The organism is Vibrio sp. 811, from assembly GCF_033339195.1.
In genome coordinates, this window is the sequence record NZ_JAWOUB010000200.1 from 1 (window position 1) to 877 (window position 877).

Annotated in this window: 1 protein-coding gene; it reads left to right on the forward strand. The window is 47.7% G+C overall.

What is annotated here, in order from left to right:
- A partial coding sequence (locus tag R7Q46_RS25810) for a sensor domain-containing diguanylate cyclase (RefSeq protein WP_318078034.1) occupies nt 1–877 on the forward strand: 877 nt, incomplete at both ends.

An 877-nucleotide genomic window follows, 5' to 3' on the forward strand; every position in this document is an offset into this window, starting at 1 on the left:
TGGCGCTGCATTACCGTCGTCATAGTGTGGAATCGAAGTTAGCCCGTGCCGCACTCGATGGTATGACCGCCGTCATGATTTCTGACGCGTCACTCCGCATCATCATGGTCAACCAAGAGTTTGAAAACATGATGGGTTATTCTACCGAACAAGTGAAAGGCTCGAATGCCCACAGCCTGATTTTGCTTCCTGAAGACCTCGAAGAGACGCTAAACATTTGGAATAAGTTAGGGCGCGAGAATGTTTGGGAAGGCGAAGTACGCTGCCGTACCCAATTGAATCATGTGTTTACGGCGATCATGCGTATCCAAGCGAACTTAACAAAGTCCGGTAAAATCAGCTATTACATCACTTCGCTGGTGGATATTTCTGAACGTAAAGCGTTGGAAGAGCAGCTGCGCAACTTAAGTGAGAAAGACGGTTTGACTGGACTGTGGAACCGCAGAAAGTTTGAAGAACAATTAACCCACTACGCGAATATTGTAGAACGTTATCCTGATACACCGACGACGTGTTTGGCTTTGTTTGATATTGACCACTTTAAGCGCATTAACGATGAACGCGGTCACGATGAAGGGGATAAAGTCATTTGTAGCGTCGCAGAAACGTTACTACGTGAAGTGCGCACTACGGATTTTGTTTCTCGTGTCGGTGGTGAGGAGTTTGCGGTGATCATGCCTCATACCACAGTTAAAGAGGCCGAAGTGGTGCTCAATCGTTTGCGAGTCGCGGTTCAGCTGCGAAGCAATATGACCGTTACCGTCAGTGCGGGTTATAGTGACCTCACTGCCGATCGAACTCGAAGCTATAAGTGCGCAGATATCGCGCTGTATGAATCCAAAAGCGCTGGTAGAAACTGCGTTTCTTTGTGTCATAG